The following is a 17,355-nucleotide window of genomic DNA, read 5'->3' as shown; positions in this document are numbered from 1 at the left end:
TGGCTCAGGCATCCGCCGGCATGCCGTGGGAGCGTCCGGATACCGCCAAGTCAGGCCCGTTCGACGATGATCGCGATCGGGCCGCCGCCGTCCGGGCCCTGGTGCTCGGCCCCGCCCGAGACGAACAGGTCGGTGAAGCCGAACAGCCCGGCCAGCGCGCCACCGACAAAGGCCCGCGCATGGCGCGTCGAGGAGACGTCGCTGTCGTCCAGCATGATGTGCCGACGGTCCCGCACCTTGCCGCTCTGCGCCGCCTCGGCCTTGGCCAGCACCGCCGCGATCCGGTCGCGCGCGGCCGCGGGCACTTGGCCGGGCACGTCGATGCCGAGCCGGGCCAGCGCGGCGCGCGCCGGCTCGATGTCGATGGCATCGCGCATCACGGCGTGATCGATGGCGAGCGGGCCGGTCCAGCCCGCCGACATGCCGGCCACCACGATCTCATGGTCGAGCAGCTCGACCCCGCCCGACGTCGCCGCACGTTCGCTGTAACGTCCGTAGTCCGAGCAGATCATGGCGTCCGACAGGTCGGACAGCTGCAGCTCGCCGAGCGCGACGCCCACCCCGAGCGCCGAGGCACCGCGCGAAAAGCCCATCGACTTCAGCGTGTCGCGCACGGCGGTGCGCAGGCCGCGCGCCTCCACCGCCTCGATCCGCTCCATCGTCAGCAGCGGGCATTTCAGCTGGACGTAGTGGACGTCGCCGGCATCGTCGATGCCGGCATCCGCCATCGCGGTCCTCACGCCGGCTGCGACCTGTGCGACCTGGGCGAGGCGTCCGAGATCCTCACCCGCCAGCACCGGCGTCCGCGCCCGCCCCAGCGCCAGCGATTTTGCGAATGTGCGCGGTTGGGCCTCATCGTCGCCGCGGGCCTCGAACACGATCATGTGCGGCGACAGCGCGCCCTCGGTGCCGCCGGACATCACCATCGCGATCTGCCTGACAGCGTCGGCCGAAACATGCCTGCCGAGCAGCGCCTCGAGCGAGCGCACGGCAAAGGCGCGGGTGAAGTCGTTGACGCAGCCATTGCCTTCGGTCTTGCCGAGAATGGCGACGATGCCGGCCGGATCGATGTCGCCTTGCGCAATCGCAGCCTCGAGCGCGCCGACGTCATCCGGGCTTCGCATCGGCAGGCGGTGGATGTGAGCGCGGCGCAGGGTGGTCGGCATGTTGGAGCTCCCAAGTGCTGTCACGAAACTTTAGGCAATCACGAAGCCGCGCGCGACAATGTTGCGGGATGCCCGGCATGCTATCCTCGTCATTCCCTGACCCTCATCTCATGACCCTCAAAGACGGCCGGTGATCCATGCCTCTCTGGACCTGCTTTCAATGCGGCGCGCAGTTCCCCGATGCGCCGGCGCCGCCTGATGCCTGCAAGATCTGCGACGAGGAGCGCCAGTTCGTGAACTGGAGCGGACAGCGCTTCCTCAGCCACGGCGAGCTTGCCGAGCGGCATCAGGTTGTGTGGCGCGACGATGGCGGCGTGCTGGGCCTCGGCCTCGACCCGAGCTTTGCGATCGGGCAGCGGGCGCTGCTCATCCCCGAGCCGGACGGCTGCGTGATGTGGGATTGCATTCCGCTGGCGACCGATGCGGCGGTCGCCCATGTCCGCGGGCTCGGAGGGCTGAAGGCCATCGCCGTCTCGCATCCGCATTTCTATGGCGCGGCGGCGGATTGGAGCGAGGCGTTCGGCGGTGTGCCGGCCTATCTGCATGGCGACGACAGCGCCTTCGTCACCCGGCCGCATCCCGCGATCATGCCGTGGAGCGGCGATCGTCTCGCCATCTCGGATGACATCGTGCTGCTGCGGACCGGCGGACATTTCCCCGGCGCGACCGTGCTGCATTGGCGCAAGGGCGCCGAAGGCAAGGGTGCGCTGTTCACCGGCGACATCGCCATGGTGGCGATGGACCGCCGCCATGTCAGCTTCATGTACTCCTTTCCGAACTACATCCCGCTCGGTCCCGCCGCCGTGCGCCGGATTGCCGCCGTGGTCGCGCCGCTCGCCTTCGACCGCATCTACGGCGCCTGGTGGCAGAAGAACATCGCCGATGACGCAAAGGCGGCGTTCGATCGCTCGGTGCAGCGCTATCTCCAGGCGATCGCCTGAGCCGCCCGGGACGCAGCAGTCCTGTGAAGTAACGAGGTATTAGGGACAACCATAGGGCTGCATCGGGCGCGCTTGCAGTCCAGGATCGGATGGTATCGAAGTATCCCCGGTGGAGTGGGATCCCTCAATGCATTCGCAATCGTGCTCGACGACGGCCCGCGCCACCGCGTCGGCTGGCTTCATCCTGCGTTCAGATCCGCTCCCAGCCCCGCGCGCTCCAGCGTTCGCCGCCGCAGCCGACATGCCGCGGCGCTGGACCCTGCTGGCGCTGATGCTCACCGTCGTGCTCGCGCTGCCGTTCCTGCTGGTCGACGTGCCGCCGGTGCTCGATTATCCCAATCACCTCGCGCGTTTCTACGTGCTCGCGCACCCCGACGATCCCGTGTTGTCGCAAATGTATGCGCCGAACTGGCGCATCCTGCCCAATCTCGGCATGGACCTGATCGGCGTCGCGCTGTTGCGGTTCACCGACGTCCATCTCGGCGGTCGCCTCCTGCTCGCGCTCAGCCTGTTCGCGCCGCTCGCCGGCGTCGTCGCCTATCACCGCGCCGTGTTCGGGCGCTGGTCACCGTGGCCGCTGGCGGCAGGCGTCATCGCCTATAACGGCGCCTTCCTGCTCGGCTTCATGAATTTCCAGCTGTCGCTTGGCGTCGCCCTCGGCTGCGCCGCGGGCTGGGTGATGCTGCGCCGTCGCGACGGCTGGCTGCCGGCGATCGCGTGGGGCGCCATCGCCGCGGCGGTCGCCTTCCTGTGCCACATCTTCGGCCTCGTCTTTTTCGCTCTCCTCGTCGGCGCCGGCGAAGCCGATCGGCTGTGGCGGCTGCGCCGCTCGCCTCGCTTTGTGCGCGAGGTGGTCGTCGTCGCCGGCGCGCTCACGATCACGCTCGGCCCGGCCATGCTGCTCTATGCGCTCTGCCCATTGGGCGACGGCGGGCTGCAACTCGGCGCCTGGGTCGGGCCGCACAAGCTCTGGCGCATCATGACGCCATTCGTGACCACCAGCGGCGGCCTGACCGTGATCACGGCGATTGCGGTGATGGCCTTGCTGATCCTCGTCCGCCGCCAACTCGTCGTCGCGCCGGGCATTCCGCTGGCGCTGGCGGTGCTGTTCGTCGGCTTCGTGGCGGCGCCGTGGAAGGCGCTGGGCGGAACGTTCATCGACATGCGCCTGGCCGCGATGGGCGGCCTGCTGCTGTTCGCCGGCCTGCAGCCGGTCGTGTCCGGCAGGACGGCGGTTCTCGCCGGCACCTTCCTCGCTGCGCTGATGCTCGTTCGGACCGCGGATATTGCATCGGCCTGGATCGATCACAGGGGCGACCTCGCCGAACTGCGCGCGGCGATCGCGCAGGTGCCGCCGGGCGCGCGCGTCATTGCCGCGCATGGTGGTGACAGCCCGGTCCCCAGCCGCCGCGAGCGAACGCTGCCCGGCTTCCGCGATGTCGATTCCCATCTGGCGGCGCTGCTCGTGATCGAGAGACGGGCGTTCTGGCCGCTGATGTTCGCGCATCCGAGCCAGCAGCCCATCGTCATCCGTCCCGCCTTCCTTCGCTTCGCCGCCAGCTCCTGGACCGAGCCCGCCGCGTGGCGCTGGTTGCAGCCCGACACGCTGCCCGACGACGTGTTGCCGCTGGCGCGCTATCTGGCGAACTGGCGATCGGATTTCGACGCCGTCCTGCTCCTCGATCCGCCGGCCCCGGAGCAGCCGGTTGCCGGTCTCACGCCGCTCTATCGCGGCAGCTACGTCCAGCTGTTCCGCACCGAACAGGGCGGGCGTGGCAGCACGGCGGCGCAGGCGCCTGCGCCGAACACGGCCGACGAACGCGTTGCGGCGCAAGAGGACGATGTCGAGGATGGCCGGATCACCTCGCGGTCAGTCGATCCGTTCAAGGGCGCGCCCGGTCCACGGCAGCATTAGACTTGCCGCACCGGCCTGATCCGATCGCCGATCCTGATCGTATAGGCTGATAGTGGCGGCTGTTTGCGCATGCGCTGCGGCCAGCCTTCGACAGGCTTTTGGACAGGCTGGGGACATCCCCCCACCGGCCCAGCTCTCATCTTCGCGACGCCGGGGAATGCCATGCGACGGTTGATGAAGTTCCTGCACACGATGGGCGCAATCGGCATGATGGGGGCGATGGCCTGCCTCGTCGTCCTGCTCGGCATGATCCCGCAGCCGTCGGTGTCGCTGCCGCTCTACGCCGAGATGCGCGCGGCGATGGGCGCCATCGTCCGCTACGTGTTCTTCCCCTCGCTCGGCCTCACACTCATCGCCGGCCTGCTCGCCATCGCGATCAACCGCGCGCTGCACAGCGCCGGCTGGGCTTTGGCCAAGCTCGCCTCCGGTATCCTCGTCTTCGAATGGGGTTTTGCCGCCGTGCAGGGCCCGATGCAGGAGGCGGCAGAGGAGGCCGCGCGCGCCGTCGCCGGCCAGATCGACCCGGCGACGCTTGCGCCCAACTTCGGCACCGAGCAGGGCGCGATCTGGGTGATGCTGGGCGTTGCCACCGTCAACGTCATCCTGGGCGTCTGGCGCCCGCGATTCACGAACCTGCCGGATTGAGCGCGCCGGCGCTGCTCCCAGATTTCGAACAGATCCTGGCTGATCTCGCCGCGGGCGCTGTATCAGGCCGCGATGCGGAGACGGAAAGCTGGTTTTGTCTTGGTCTGTATAGCCGCTCACAGAGATGAACTTTCGGCACGGAGCTAAATTTCCTATTGCTATTTTTCCGAAGTCATGCTTATCTCCGCCCATCCCGCCTCGTGCAGAGGGACGTACGCGTCGTCACGAACGTGGAGGTGGGCTGCGATGGACGTGACGGTGGCGCTGGACGAGCGTGGCCGGCACGGACGGCGAAGTCGTGTGGTCCTGGCCTCTCGACGCTGAGGTCAAGCTCGCTGCCGATGCTGTGACGGCTCGCGCGGGCGATGGGGGCAAGAAAGCCGATCCCCAGGGAGAGCACGAAGGACACCGTTAAAACGATCGCGCAGGGAGGGCCGGGTCATCCGGCTGTACCTGTGGTTCCTGCCCCGTGCATTTCTTTCGCACGGGGGCCACGGGCCTCAGCCGAGGTCCGGCTCTCCCTGCGCCCTCTCGTCGAAAGAGAGAGGGAATGACGGCCGCATCACTCGGGCATCAGGTGCCGCGAGATCGCGAACGCTCATGGGTACAGATCAAAACCGTTACGGCATGGACGACGCCAGCGCCGCCGCGGCGCTGCCGTCGTCCATCTCAAAGCCTTCAGAGCTGCGTCGCGCGCAGCTCGATCGTGACCGGTGTCGTCGTTCGCTTGGTCGCCGCATCGGCCGGCATCTGCAGCACGCGGGCGCGCTGGCCGGTGGCGAGGTCGGTGACCTTGACGATGCGGCCGTTGGAGAATTCGAGCGCGTCGTGATGCTCGGTCGGCTTGTTGGTGTCGACCTGGCGGAAGCGGGCGAGATGAGCACCGACCTTGCGGCGGAAGAAGAAGATGCCCTTGATGCGGACGTCGTCCTCGAAGGCGAGCTCGGTGCCGGGCCGCAGGCACACTGCGGTCAACGGATCGTCCTTGGTGCAGAAACCGCGTGTTTCCGTGCTGGGAAAGCGACAGGAGACCAGCACGTCGTCGATCTTGGCGTCACGGGAAGCAACAGTATGGAGGCTGTAGTCACACATGGAAAGCTCCTGAAGGCCACCAGCACTGAGCCCGCAACGGCGCAGCAGGAGAGTCGTTCCATGTTGTTGAAGCCGGATGTCATCTCTCCGAGCAATCCCGCCGCCGGACGGACCGGCGGCGGGAACTCGCGATCAGGTGAGATGCGCGGCTTCGTCGGCCTCGACGTCCTCGGCGGCGCCCCAGTGCGCGGCATCCTTGATGGTCGGATCGATCAGCTCGCCGCGCAGCAGCGCCAGCGGCGACTTCCAATACAGCGCGATGTTGTGGAACGGGTCGGTCAGCACCTTGAACGCCCAGATCAGGCCGGTCGAGACATCCTGCGTCGCAAACAACTGGATGACGCGAAACAGGCCGCCGCCGATCCCGACCGCGAGCCAGAGCACGCCGACGTGACGGACGAAATCCATCCGGCCGGCGGGCTCGGCGAACAGGCCGAACAGCGTCGGAAACGCGAACAGCGCCACCGGCACCAGGCCCCACACCGTGAGCAGCGCGATCTTGCGGGTCTGATTGTAGCCGACCTTGACCGCTTCCTTGTAGTCGTTGGTGACGTCGTTGACGTGGTCGTAGCCGTTCGGCTCGAAGAAGAAGTGCCCGGTCTGCCGCGTCAGCATCGCGAGCCAGCCGACCAGGCCGGCCATCGCCGGATCCTTGAACAGCAGCGCGTAGCAGACGAGGAAGATCACGGCGCTGATCAGGTGCAGCGTCTGATTGATCCGGCTCTGATGGTAGTAGCGATAGTCGTCGAAGCGCTGCGTCTGCAGGACTTTGTAGTAGCGCGACATGCGAATCCCCGTACCGTTGTGGAACGAGGCGAAGAGGTAGAGCGCTTCAGTGAAGGTGGCGTGACATTATGATGTTGTCACAATGAACCCGGCCGGTTGCGGATCAGGAGTGGCCGTGAACGAGCTCGCACGGGTCCTGGGCCGGCGAGCGAGTCGCCGGCGGGTCTCTCTCCTTGCCAGACGACGCGCAGGCGCCGCTTTGATCGGGATCAAAACCGTGCGTCGCCGTGAACCAAGGCCGCGTGTGTCAGCCGCCGGGCGAGCGCGCCAGCCGGATCGCCTCGCTCAGGATCGCGCGGTCGCCGATGTGGTTGGCGAGCAGCAGCACCAGCCTCGCGTTCATGCGCAGAGCCTCTTCCTCGCCGAGGTCGCGCTGGCCGCCGATCAACTCGGCATAGAAGTCATCGGGATCGCTGATGTTCGGGGTGAGTGTCAGGCTCATGCCGCAAGCTCCTGCTGCACCGTCCCGCGCTTGCCGCAGGCGCGCCGGACGGCTTCAGCGATCCCGGCCTCGTCGAACTGCGGGAAACGGGCGGTGACATATTGATCGGGCCGGAACAGATAGGTCGTGCCCGGCGAGGCGCCGTAGCGCTCCGCGAGCAGGCCGTTGGCATCAGTGATATCGCGGCCGACGACGATCACGCGCGCGGCAATGCCGTCAATGCTGAGCTCCTTGGCCGTGACGGCGTCGTCGAACGTGACCACCGCGAAGCCGGAGCCCAGGCAGTTGAGGAGCCAGCCGGGCTGGCCCGCCACGGTCACGGGCGCGTCGGCGGCATTGGTGCCGGGCGCGATCGTGCCAAGGACACTGGCGCTGTCGGGCGTGTTCAGCGACGACGTGACATAGGGCGTCGGCGTCGACAGCCGGCCGCTGTTGACCAGCGGGCGCGCGAATGCGTGATGCTGCGCAAGGTCGAGCACGGCGTCACGGAAGGTGCGGCTGGCCTGCGTCTTCGGCGTGATGAAGTCGGTCGCCCGTGTCGAGTTCAGGATGTTGTCGTCGGCGGCGTAAGCACGCTCCTCGTGATAGCTGTCGATCAGGCTCTCAGGCGCTTCGCCGCGCAGCACCAGCGCCAGCTTCCAGGCGAGATTGTCGATGTCCTGAACGCCGGTATTGGCACCGCGGGCGCCGAACGGCGACACCTGATGCGCGGCGTCGCCCGCGAACAGGACGCGGCCGTGGCGGAAATTGTCGATCCGGCGGCAGGCGAACTGATAGATCGACACCCATTCCAGCTCGAACTCAGTGTGGTCGCCGAGCATGGCCCGGATGCGCGGGATCACACGTTCGGGCTTCTTCTCTTCGTCCGGATTGGCGTCCCAGCCGAGCTGGAAGTCGATGCGCCAGATGTTGTCGGACTGGCGATGCAGCAGCACCGACTGCCCCGGATGAAACGGCGGGTCGAACCAGAACCAGCGCTCGGTGGGAAACTCCGCCTTCATCCTGACGTCGGCGATCAGGAAGCGATCCTGGAAGAACTGGCCCTTGAACTCGGCGCCGACCATGCGGCGGGTGTCGGAATTGGCGCCGTCGCAGGCGATCACCCATTGCGCTTCCATGGTGAAGATGCCGTCGGGTGTCTCCACCGCCAAGTCAGCGCAGTCGTCGGTCTGTTTGAGGCTGACCAGCCGGTGCTTCCAGCGCAGGTCGACCAGCGGGCTTCTGCTGCACGCTTCCACGAGGATCTCCTCGAGGTAGTATTGCTGCAGATTGATCATCGCCGGCCAGCGATGATCGGGCTCGGGCAGCAGGTCGAATTGATAGGACAGCTGGTCGCGAAAAAACACCTTGCCGATGTTCCAGCTGACGCCCTTCTCGACCATCCGCGCGGCGCAACCGAGCCGGTCCCAGATCTCCAGCGGCCGCTTGGCGTAGCAGACGGCGCGGGAGCCGATGCTGACGGTGTCATTGTCGTCGAGCACCACCACCGGCTGGCCGCGGGCGGCGAGATCGAGCGCAGCCGTCAAGCCGATCGGCCCGGCGCCGATCACGACGACCGGGTGACGGCGGATCGTGCCGCTCTTTTGTTCTGCCGAGCAGACATAGGGAAATCGCGGATAGACATAGTTGCTCATGGCTGCCTCGCCTGGCGCAGTTTCACTTGGCGCGTTGCGGTCGGGATGGATGGGTCGAGCGATCGCTCAATCGCTGCCGGCGAATTCCTTCTCGTGCATCCAGGCGGTGTGCCGCGGCGGCTTCTTGGTCGTCGCCCACTCGTCGACCATGGCATGGGCGACCGACTTCATGCGCGTGATCTGCTCGGGCGTCGCGGTCCAGGTCGCGATCTCCAGGCGGTGGCCGCTCGGATCATGGAAATAGATCGACTTGAAGATGGTGTGGTCGGTGATCCCGACGACGTCGAGGCCGGCGGCTTCGGCGCGCGCCTTGGCTTCTTCCAGCTCGTCCATGTCCTTGACCTGGAAGGCGATGTGCTGGGTCCATTCCGGCGTGTTCGGATCGCGCCCCATCGGTGGCGAGTTCGGCAGCTCGAAGAAGGCGAGGATATTGCCGTTTCCAGCATCCAGGAAAATATGCATGTACGGGTCGGGCGCCTTGGTCGAGGGCACCTTGTCTTCGGCGATCGCGCCGAGCAGGTCCATGTTGAGGACCTTCTTGTAGAACTCGACGGTGGCCTTGGCGTCGACGCAGCGATAGGCAACGTGATGGATCTTCTCGATCTGCATGATTGTCCTCCCATGATCGTTGTTGGCATGATAGTAACGGATGATACGATATGGCGGCTTTGATCCAGATCAACCCGATGTGGACTGGATCGAGGTGGCCGGCGGCCTGCGGAATGGATGAAGGATAGAGGATGCGATGACGAAGGCAGCCAACGACGAGCGGAACCGGAGGGACGGGGAGGTCGCTGCCGAGCGCGAGCTGAGGTTGCAGCGCTATTTTCCCTATCGGCTGGCCCGCCTCGCCGAGCAGGTGTCGCTGGCGGTGGCGGAGGTTTATGCCGACCGGTTTGCGCTGTCGCGGCAGGAATGGCGGATCCTGGCGGCGCTGGGCGAGCAGCCGCGGCTGCCGACCAAGGAGATCGGCCGGCTGACGACGCTCGACAAGATGAACGTCAGCCGCGCCATGCAGAGCCTGGAGGTGCGCGGCATCGTCAGCCGCAGCCGCGATCCCGAGGACGGGCGTGAACGGATCGTGACGCTCACCGCCGCCGGCAGGGCGCTGTATCGCAAAATCGTGCCCCATGCGCTGGCGCGCGAGGCCGATCTGCTGGGCGTGCTTTCGGCGGCCGAGATCGCCACCCTGGATCGGGTCATGGACAAGCTGTTTGCGGCCGCCGAACGATCGGTCGACGATCCCCCTGGTCGGAAGGCTTGATCGGTGCCGCCGCCGCGCTATATCGACGGTCTCTCTCCACCACTGATAGCATGGGCCAACGCACGACGATGACCGACACCGCGACCGTTAGCCATTCATTCCAGGCCGAAGTCTCCGAACTGCTGCACCTGATGGTGCACTCGGTCTATTCCGAAACCGACATTTTCCTGCGCGAGCTGGTTTCGAACGCCTCCGATGCCTGTGACAAGCTGCGTTACGAGGCGATCGCCAGGCCGGACCTGATCGGCGAGGGCGAGCCGCCGCAGATCCGCATCATTCCGAACAAGGCCGCGGGTACGTTGACCATTGCCGATAGCGGCATCGGCATGGAGCGCCAGGAGCTGATCGACCATCTCGGCACCATTGCCCGCTCCGGCACCAAGGCGTTCGTGCAGAAGCTGGCCGAGGCCAAGGACGGCACCGGCCTGATCGGCCAGTTCGGCGTCGGCTTCTACTCGGCCTTCATGGTCGCCGACCGCATCGTCGTGATCAGCCGCCGCGCCGGCGAGAACGATGTCTGGACCTGGACCTCGTCGGGAGGCGCCGGTTTCGAGGTCGCGCCCGCCTCGGAGGACGATGCCAAGCGCGTGACGCGCGGCACCGAGATCGTGCTGCATCTCAAGGACGACGCCAAGAAATATCTCGAAACCTACGAGATCGAGCGCATCGTCACCGCCTATTCCGACAACATCCAGTTTCCGATCATGCTGGTGCCGGAAGAGGGCGAGCCGCGCCAGATCAACTCCGCCAGCGCGCTGTGGCAGCGCTCGAAGTCCGAGCTGACGGCGGAGGACTACAGCAAGGCCTACAAGTCGATTGCGCACGCGTTCGACGAGCCGGCGATGACGCTGCACTACCGGGCGGAAGGCCGCTATTCGTATGCCGTGCTGCTGTTCGCGCCCTCGACCAAGCCGTTCGACCTGTTCGAGCCGGCGCGCAAGGGCAAGGTCAAGCTCTATGTCCGCCGCGTCTTCATCACCGACGACGCCGACCTGCTGCCGGCCTATCTGCGCTTCATCCGCGGCGTGATCGACAGCGAGGACCTGCCGCTCAATCTGTCGCGCGAGATGCTGCAGAACAATCCGCAGCTGGCTCAGATCCGAAAGGCCGTGACGACGCGCGTGATCAGCGAGCTGGAGCAGCTTGCCGACAAGGATCCGGACAACTTCGACAAGATCTGGGCGGCGTTCGCCGCGGTGATCAAGGAAGGCCTCTACGAGGACTTCGAGCGGCGCGACAAGCTGCTGTCGCTGGCCCGCTTCACCACGACATCGGGCGAGCGGCGCTCGCTGAAGCAGTATGTCGAGGGTCTCAAGGAGAACCAGACCGAGATCTACTTCCTGGTCGGCGACAGCATCGAGCGGCTGAAATCCAATCCGCGGCTCGAAGCTGCGAAGGCGCGCGGCGTCGAGGTGCTGCTGCTGACCGATCCGGTCGACGCGTTCTGGACCTCGGCGCGTCTCGAATTCGACGGCAAGCCGCTGAAGTCGCTGAGCCAGGGCGACATCGACTTCGATCCGATCCCGGTGACCGAGCCGAAGGCCGACGACGAGGCGCAGCCGGCGGCCGACGAGGCCAATACGATTGCGCTGATCAAGGACAGCCTCGGCGAGCACGTCACCGACGTGAAGGTCTCGACCCGGCTCACCACAAGCGCCTCCTGCCTCGTCGCCGGCAGCCATGGCCCTGACCGCGAGCTGGAGCGGATCCTGTCGCAGCAGGCGCGCGGCGCCCGCACCAAGCCGATCCTGGAGATCAATCTGCGCCATCCGCTGGTCGTCGCGGTTGCGAAGGCCGCCGCCGACAAGGCCAAGGTCGACGATCTGTCGTTCCTGCTGCTCGAGCAGGCGCAGATCCTCGACGGCGAACTGCCGGAGGATCCGGCCGCGTTCGCAGCAAGGCTCAACCGGCTGGTGCTGCAGGGCGTGGCGACCGCGTGAGGCCGGGCGGTGCGGGCGCGGGGGCTATCTCTTCGCGCTCGCCTGCGGCACCAGCTTGCGCCAGCGCATGACCTCGGCGTGGTAGGTCGCCGCGTAGACGCCGGTGTCTCCGGTGATCGGCGTGGCGCCGACCTCGGCGAAGTGCCTCGCGATCTCGGGATCGGCCAGGGCCGTATTGATCTCGCGATTGAGCAGCTCGACGATGGCCTGCGGCGTACGGCGCGGCGCGCCGACGCCGTAGAAGCCGGAGGTCTCGAACGCCGGCAGCACGTCGGCGACCGGCGGCAGGTCGGGCAAGGTTTGCGCGCGCTCGCGCGTCGAGACGGCGAGCGCCCGGATCTTGCCGCTGCGAAGCAGGTCGGCGGCGGAGGCTGCGTTGTCGAACATGGCGTGGATGTGACCCGAGGCGAGGTCGGTCAGCGCCGGGCCCGAGCCGCGGTAGTGGACGACGGACCAGGTGATGCCGCCCAGCGTTCGGAACAGCTCGGCGGACAGCAGCTGCACGGTGCCCGCACCAGCCGAGCCGACGCTGAGCTTGCCAGGGTTGGCCCGGGCGTAGGCGAGGAATTCGGGCAGCGTCTTGACCGGCAGCTCCTTGTTGACCAGGAGCAGCAGCGGCATCCGCGCCATGCCCGCGACCGGGACCAGATCGGCTCCGTCCTCCGTCGAGCTCGGATCGAGCGCCGCGTTGATGACGTTGGCGGTCGAGGTGGCCAGCAGGGTGTAGCCATCCGGCGCAGCGCTGGCGACGCTCCTGGTGGCGGTGGCGCCGCCGGCGCCGGGACGGTGCTCGAGCACGAAGGGTTGGCCGAGCCGCAGCGACAGCCGCTCGCAGATCAGCAGCGACAGCCGGCCGGTGGCGCCGCCGGGGGCGAACGGAATAACCCAGGTCACCGGCCGGGACGGGTAGGGCGCATCGGCCGCTGCGAACGCCGCGGCCGGGGATATCGCCGCAACGCCGCTCCAAGCGGCGCAGTGCAGCAGTGCACGTCGGGTGATCGTCCTGTCCTTGGGCATGCCGGCCTTTACATGGGCATGTTCTGGGAGGAGGAGCGTAACCGGTATTTGCGTCCACTTCGTAAAGGAACGCACTCGGATCAAACGCGATCGACTTTCGGCGGGTTAACCGTGCGGATTAACGCCCGGTCAGGCCGCGCGACCTATAAGAACGCCGAACTGAGACGGTGGCAGCCATCCATGAACTCCGAGCGCGCGGACCGATCTGCGGACCTCATCACGCCCGGTCCGAAGCCGTCGGCGGCGAAGATCTGGCTGAAGGCGATCGAGCTGACCTCCCGGATCGAGGCGGAGCCGGCGCGGCTGTTTGCCGACATCGTCGAGGATTGGGCCGCCAAGCAGCCCGAACGGCCGGCGCTGATCTCCGATCGCGAGACGCTCAGCTACCGGCAACTGGCCGCCCACATCAACCAATATGCCCGCTGGGCGCTCGCAAACGGCATCGGGCCGGGCAGCACGGTCGCCCTGATGATGCCGAGCCGGCCGGAGTATCTGGCCGCATGGCTCGGGATCAGCCGCGTCGGCGGCGTAGTTGCGCTCATCAACACCAATCTGGTCGGGTCCTCGCTCGCCCACTGCATCAATGTTGCCGGGCCTGCCCATGTCATCGTCGCCAGCGAGTTCCGCGACGCCTATGCGAGCGCCGCGCCGCTGGTCGCCGGCGCGGCGCGCGTGTGGAGCCATGGTGAGCTCGACGCAGCACTCGCTGCAATGACTGCGAACACGCTCGCGCCGGCCGAGCGTCCCGTCGTCACGATCGACGACCGCGCGCTGCTGATCTACACCTCCGGCACGACGGGCCTGCCCAAGGCCGCCAGCATCAGCCATCGCCGCATCCTGAACTGGGGCGGCTGGTTCGCAGGGCTCACCGGCGCCGGTCCCGACGATCGCCTCTATGACTGTCTGCCGGTCTATCATTCGGTCGGCGGCATCGTCGCGCCCTGCAGCATGCTCCGGGCCGGTGGCGCCGCGGTGCTCGCCGAGAAGTTCTCGGCCAGCAATTTCTGGCGCGACATCGTCCGTCACGACTGCACCTTGGTGCAATATATCGGCGAGCTCTGCCGTTATCTGCTGGCGGCCGCGCCGTCGGACCTCGATCGCACGCATCGGCTGCGGCTCGCCTGCGGCAACGGCCTGCGCGGCGACGTCTGGGAGGCGTTCCGGGCGCGCTTCGCCATCCCCGATGTGCTGGAGTTCTATGCCGCGACCGAAGGCAATTTCTCGCTCTACAATGTCGAGGGCCGGGTGGGATCGATCGGCCGCGTACCGTCGCTGCTCGCGCATCGCTTTCCGGCCGCGATCATCCAGCTTGATGCCGAGCAGCGCACGCCCCTGCGCGGGATTGATGGCCTGTGCGTGCCGTGCGCGCGCGGCGAGGTCGGCGAGGCCGTCGGCCGCATCGGCACGGCCGACAAGGGCGGCGGCCGCTTCGAGGGTTATACCGACACCAGCGAGAGCAAGAAGAAGATCCTGCGCGACGTCTTCGCCAAAGGCGATGCCTGGTTCCGCACCGGCGACCTGATGCGGCAGGACGAGCAGGGCTTCTTCTACTTCGTCGATCGCGTCGGCGACACCTTCCGCTGGAAGGGTGAGAACGTCGCGACCAGCGAAGTCAATGAAGCGATCCTGCAATGCCCCGGCGTGACGGAAGCGACGACGTACGGCGTCACCGTACCCGGCGCCGACGGGCGCGCCGGCATGGCTGCGCTCGTGGTCGATGCTGATTTTGATCTCGCGACACTCTCGGCCGAGCTTTACCGCCGGCTGCCGGCCTATGCGCAGCCGGTCGCGCTGCGTATCACCGCTTCGCTCGATGCCACCGAGACCTTCAAGCAGAAGAAGCAGCAGCTGATGCGCGACGGCTTCGATCCCTCGGTCGTCGGCGAGCCGCTCTACACGCGCGATGCCGCGACCGGCGCCTACCGCGCGCTCGATCGCGAGCTTTACGCGCGGATCGTGGCCGGCGAGGTCCGTTTGTAGATGATTTTAATCATAGGCCATGACGGGCATTTACCAACGGTCCCGAAACATCCCGTGGCTGTCCGTATTCCTTCACCTTCCGGCGCTATGGTCGGCCGCATCGTTTGAACAGTGACGGATTGGGCCATGCCGGTACGGTTGAGAATCATTGCAGCGATCAAGCAGATTGCGGACGAGCAGAAGGTCAAGCTGCCGCCGCTGACGGACGAATTGACGCTGCACGAGACCGGCTTCGACTCGCTCGCTTTCGCCATCCTGGTCGCCCGCCTCGAAGACGATCTCGGCGTCGATCCGTTCACGCTGTCCGAGGACGTGACGTTCCCGAATACGATCGGCGACTTCATCAGGGCCTATGAGAATGTCCCCGCGTGAGGTCTTCGCGCTGCGCGACCATCTCGGCACGGCGCTGACCGAGCGGACGATCTCCGACCCGCGTCGCGTCATATCGCTCGCCAAGTTGTCGCGCGGGTGCTGCCTGGGTGACCGCGGTGACGAACTCGATGGCCGCTCGGTTCTGATCGCGACATCGGGCCAATTGTTGGCCGGGCTCGCGCTGATCGAGATCGATGGCGTCGCCCGGCGCATGCTGCTGTGCCCTCCGGACCTCAAGGCCGAGCATCTCGCCGGCATCGTCGCCGATGCAGAGATCGATGCCGTCGTCACCGACGAGCCGGCGCGCTTTTCCGATTGCGCGGTGGACCTCATCGTCCCGGTCGGCCTGCCGCAGCCATCTGCCGAGGCCACAAAGTCCGTGCGCGCCACCGAATGGCTGATGCTGACCTCGGGCACATCGGGCGCGCCGAAGATCGTCGGCCATACGCTGGAAGGCCTGTGCGGCGCAATCATCGGCGATCGCCCGGTCCCTGGCGACGCGATCCCGGTGTGGGCGACCTTCTACGACATCCGCCGCTATGGCGGGCTGCAGATCTTCCTGCGCGCCGTCGTCGGCGGCGGCTCGATGGTGCTGTCGGATCCCGGCGAGGCGCTGGCCGACCACGTCGCGCGCCTCAACGCGCGCGGCGTCACGCACATGTCCGGAACGCCGTCGCATTGGCGCAAGCTATTGATGAGCGGATCGGTCGCTGAATTTGCGCCGCGCTATGTAAGACTCTCCGGCGAGATCGCCGATCAGGCCGTGCTCGACGGATTGAAGCAGGCATTTCCGCAGGCCTCGATCGGCCATGCCTATGCCTCGACCGAGGCCGGCGTCGGCTTCGCCGTCAATGACGGGTTGGAGGGTTTTCCCGCGACGCTGCTCGGCGAAGGCCGCGGCGCCGTCGACATGAAGGTCGTCGACGGCTCGTTGCGCATCCGTTCCTCGCGTGCGGCTCATGCCTATGTCGGGCGCGCGGCCGCCGCGCTGACCGACAGCGACGGCTATGTCGACACCGGCGACATGGTCGAGCTGCGCGGCGGGCGCTACTACTTCGTCGGACGCCGCAACGGCATCATCAATGTCGGCGGGCTCAAGGTCCATCCCGAAGAGATCGAGGCCGTGATCAATGGCCATCCGGAAGTGCGGATGTCGCGCGCCAAGTCGCGCCGCAGCCCGATCACCGGCGGCATCGTCGTTGCTGAAGTCGTGCTGACTCCAGAGGCTGATCCGGCGCGGGCCGACGCCGTGCGCCGCGACATCCTCGCCGAATGTCGCGCACGTCTCGCGGCTCACAAGGTGCCCGCAATGATCCGCTTCGTGCCGGCGCTCGACGTCACCCCGGCCGGCAAGCTGGCGCGCGCCGATGCGTAACGTGCTCGTCACCGGCGGCAGCCGCGGCATCGGGCTCGCCATCGCGCGCCGGCTCGCAGGCGCCGGCTTCGACGTCATCGCCGTTGCTCGTCGCGAGAGCGAGGAGCTGCGCGCGGCGATCGCCGAGTTCAGCGCCAGCAGCGCCGGCATTCATTTCCGCGCCTGCGACCTCAGTGTCACCGACGCGATTCCAGCTTTCGTGAAGTCGGTGCGCGACGAGCACGGCCCGATCTATGGCCTCGTCAACAATGCGGGCATCGGCACCGAAGGCCTGCTCGCGACCATGCACAATTCCGAGATCGAGGATCTGGTGCGGCTCAACGTGCTGGCGCCGATGATCCTGACCAAATACGTCGTGCGCCACATGATGGCCGCAGGCGAGGGCCGCATCGTCAACATCTCCTCGATCATCGCCAGCACCGGCTATAACGGCCTCTCGGTCTACGGAGCGACCAAGGCGGCCGCCAACGGCTTCACGCGGTCGCTCGCGCGCGAGGTCGGCAAGGTCGGCATCACCGTGAACGCGATCGCGCCGGGCTTCATCGCCACCGAACTGACGCAGAGCATGGACGAGGAGCAGCAGCGGCGCATCGCCGGCCGCAGCGCCTTGCGGCGGCTCCCTGACACCGGCGACGTCGCGGCGATGGTCGAATACTTGCTCGGAGATGGCGGTCGCAACGTCACCGGCACCGTACTGACGGTGGATGCCGGCAGCACCGCCTGAGGCCATTGCGTCCGGCTCGCAGGTCCGTGCGGCGCCAGCGGTTGATTTCGCTCAAGCGCCGA

Annotated in this window: 16 protein-coding genes; 9 read left to right on the top strand and 7 right to left on the bottom strand. The window is 66.9% G+C overall.

The annotated features are described in order from the left end of the window. Nucleotides 1-50 precede the first annotated feature (50 nt). Complete coding sequence (atzD, locus tag S58_RS31665; protein ID WP_015669520.1) at nt 51-1,166, bottom strand: cyanuric acid amidohydrolase; 1,116 nt, start codon at nt 1,164-1,166, stop codon at nt 51-53. A gap of 137 nt (nt 1,167-1,303) precedes the next feature. Between atzD and S58_RS31660 the strand changes: the two genes are divergently transcribed. The 3 genes from S58_RS31660 to S58_RS31650 all read left to right on the top strand — a co-directional run bounded on the left by S58_RS31660 (nt 1,304) and on the right by S58_RS31650 (nt 4,667). Continuing rightward, on the top strand, nt 1,304-2,107 hold the full coding sequence (locus tag S58_RS31660) for an MBL fold metallo-hydrolase (RefSeq protein WP_015669519.1): 804 nt from the start codon (nt 1,304-1,306) through the stop codon (nt 2,105-2,107). Between the two features lie 127 nt (nt 2,108-2,234). Further along, nucleotides 2,235-4,022 (top strand): hypothetical protein, encoded by a 1,788-nt coding sequence (locus S58_RS31655; protein WP_193788557.1) that lies wholly within the window; start codon nt 2,235-2,237, stop codon nt 4,020-4,022. Between the two features lie 162 nt (nt 4,023-4,184). Beyond that, the gene (locus S58_RS31650; RefSeq protein WP_042340348.1) at nt 4,185-4,667 is read left to right on the top strand and encodes a hypothetical protein; all 483 of its coding nucleotides are present in this window, start codon (nt 4,185-4,187) and stop codon (nt 4,665-4,667) included. 678 nt (nt 4,668-5,345) lie between these two features. On the opposite strand, the gene S58_RS31645 is transcribed toward S58_RS31650, so the two are convergent. From S58_RS31645 to S58_RS31625, 5 genes are all read right to left on the bottom strand, one after another. Next, nucleotides 5,346-5,759: a hypothetical protein gene (locus tag S58_RS31645; protein WP_015669516.1), complete on the bottom strand. Its 414-nt coding sequence runs from the start codon at nt 5,757-5,759 to the stop codon at nt 5,346-5,348. Between the two features lie 132 nt (nt 5,760-5,891). Continuing rightward, a complete protein-coding gene (locus S58_RS31640) occupies nt 5,892-6,545 on the bottom strand; it encodes an Mpo1-like protein (protein WP_015669515.1) in 654 nt (217 codons plus the stop codon). 247 nt (nt 6,546-6,792) lie between these two features. After that, nucleotides 6,793-6,987: a DUF2783 domain-containing protein gene (locus tag S58_RS31635; RefSeq protein ID WP_015669514.1), complete on the bottom strand. Its 195-nt coding sequence runs from the start codon at nt 6,985-6,987 to the stop codon at nt 6,793-6,795. Continuing rightward, the gene (locus S58_RS31630; protein WP_015669513.1) at nt 6,984-8,621 is read right to left on the bottom strand and encodes an FAD-dependent oxidoreductase; all 1,638 of its coding nucleotides are present in this window, start codon (nt 8,619-8,621) and stop codon (nt 6,984-6,986) included. Before S58_RS31630 ends, S58_RS31635 begins: the two co-directional genes overlap by 4 nt. A gap of 66 nt (nt 8,622-8,687) precedes the next feature. Continuing rightward, nucleotides 8,688-9,230, bottom strand: coding sequence for a VOC family protein (locus S58_RS31625; protein ID WP_015669512.1), 543 nt, complete (start codon nt 9,228-9,230; stop codon nt 8,688-8,690). Between the two features lie 136 nt (nt 9,231-9,366). Here S58_RS31625 and S58_RS31620 point away from each other — a divergent pair, with 136 nt between their 5' ends. Together S58_RS31620 and htpG are read left to right on the top strand one after the other, a co-directional pair. Beyond that, nucleotides 9,367-9,885: a MarR family winged helix-turn-helix transcriptional regulator gene (locus S58_RS31620; RefSeq protein WP_015669511.1), complete on the top strand. Its 519-nt coding sequence runs from the start codon at nt 9,367-9,369 to the stop codon at nt 9,883-9,885. 68 nt (nt 9,886-9,953) lie between these two features. Continuing rightward, entirely contained in the window at nt 9,954-11,825 is a 1,872-nt protein-coding gene (htpG, locus tag S58_RS31615; RefSeq protein ID WP_015669510.1) for a molecular chaperone HtpG, read from the top strand. A 24-nt stretch (nt 11,826-11,849) separates the two neighbouring features. Here htpG and S58_RS31610 read toward each other — a convergent pair whose 3' ends face one another. Beyond that, the gene (locus tag S58_RS31610; protein WP_015669509.1) at nt 11,850-12,842 is read right to left on the bottom strand and encodes a Bug family tripartite tricarboxylate transporter substrate binding protein; all 993 of its coding nucleotides are present in this window, start codon (nt 12,840-12,842) and stop codon (nt 11,850-11,852) included. Between the two features lie 180 nt (nt 12,843-13,022). Between S58_RS31610 and S58_RS31605 the strand changes: the two genes are divergently transcribed. The 4 genes from S58_RS31605 to S58_RS31590 all read left to right on the top strand — a co-directional run bounded on the left by S58_RS31605 (nt 13,023) and on the right by S58_RS31590 (nt 17,293). Beyond that, a complete protein-coding gene (locus tag S58_RS31605) occupies nt 13,023-14,822 on the top strand; it encodes a long-chain-acyl-CoA synthetase (RefSeq protein WP_015669508.1) in 1,800 nt (599 codons plus the stop codon). 126 nt (nt 14,823-14,948) lie between these two features. Further along, nucleotides 14,949-15,194 carry an acyl carrier protein gene (locus S58_RS31600; RefSeq protein ID WP_015669507.1) on the top strand — a complete coding sequence of 82 codons (246 nt, stop codon included), beginning with the start codon at nt 14,949-14,951 and terminating at the stop codon, nt 15,192-15,194. Continuing rightward, complete coding sequence (locus S58_RS31595) at nt 15,181-16,569, top strand: class I adenylate-forming enzyme family protein (RefSeq protein ID WP_015669506.1); 1,389 nt, start codon at nt 15,181-15,183, stop codon at nt 16,567-16,569. Before S58_RS31600 ends, S58_RS31595 begins: the two co-directional genes overlap by 14 nt. After that, on the top strand, nt 16,562-17,293 hold the full coding sequence (locus tag S58_RS31590) for an SDR family NAD(P)-dependent oxidoreductase (protein WP_015669505.1): 732 nt from the start codon (nt 16,562-16,564) through the stop codon (nt 17,291-17,293). The genes S58_RS31595 and S58_RS31590 overlap by 8 nt, the downstream gene beginning before the upstream one ends. Nucleotides 17,294-17,355 lie beyond the last annotated feature (62 nt).

It is taken from the genome of Bradyrhizobium oligotrophicum S58 (assembly GCF_000344805.1).
Lineage (GTDB): Bacteria > Pseudomonadota > Alphaproteobacteria > Rhizobiales > Xanthobacteraceae > Bradyrhizobium > Bradyrhizobium oligotrophicum.
This window is presented reverse-complemented; position numbering and strand designations above follow the sequence as displayed.